The organism is Pontibacter rugosus (genome assembly GCF_042678745.1).
Taxonomy (GTDB): Bacteria; Bacteroidota; Bacteroidia; order Cytophagales; family Hymenobacteraceae; genus Pontibacter; species Pontibacter rugosus.
Genome location: NZ_JBHTLD010000468.1, coordinates 1 through 733 on the forward strand (window position 1 = coordinate 1; position 733 = coordinate 733).

General features: G+C 60.7%; 1 protein-coding gene. It reads left to right on the forward strand.

Annotated features, from left to right (window positions below):
• Nucleotides 1-249 precede the first annotated feature (249 nt).
• A partial coding sequence (locus ACFQ2O_RS21955) for a transposase (protein ID WP_377533112.1) occupies nt 250-733 on the forward strand: 484 nt, incomplete at its 3' end.

Below are 733 nucleotides of genomic sequence, written 5' to 3' on the forward strand. Positions count from 1 at the left end.
GCGAGTTCAACGGCCAGTCCGACTCGGTGGCTACGCTGCGGGTTGGCACCGAAACCTACGAGCTGAGCAAGCGCTACGGGCTGCTGGCAGGCCCGCAAACGAGTAAGACCGGCCTGACGCTGGCCCGCCTGCCCACGATGGCGGGCCTTAGCTAACCCAAGTTGCGAGGTATAAATAAGGCCAAAAAAAGTCTGTTCGGCGTGAACAGACTAAGTTTGAAGTATTCGACCCCTTCAAGCCCTGCCGACCATGCGCGAACAGACCGTTGCAATGTACTGTGTTCTCGATGATTTGATTCGTTTTACCCGCCCCACCGGGACTCCGCCCCCGCCCTCGGGCCGCCGTCTGACCGATGCGCAGGTGCTGACCACAGCCCTGGTAGCCGCTCGCTTCTTCGGCGGCAATCTGGTGGTGGCCAAGCACTATATGGAACAGCATTGGGGGCAGAACCGCCTGGATAGGAGTGGCTTTACACGTCGGCTGCACGCGCTTACCGATACGCTGCACGCGCTCTTCGCCACGTTCGGCGACCTGCTTAAAGACCTGCACACCGAGGCCCGCTACGTCGTGGACTCGTTTCCGGTGGCCGTATGCCACAATACGCGCATTCCGCGCTGTAAGCTCTTGACGGGCAAGGCGTATCATGGGCGTTGCGCCAGCAAGCGCTGCTGGTTTCATGGCCTCAAAGTCCAGGTCGTGGCCACCAGCGACGGCGTACCCGTCGAGTTTCATA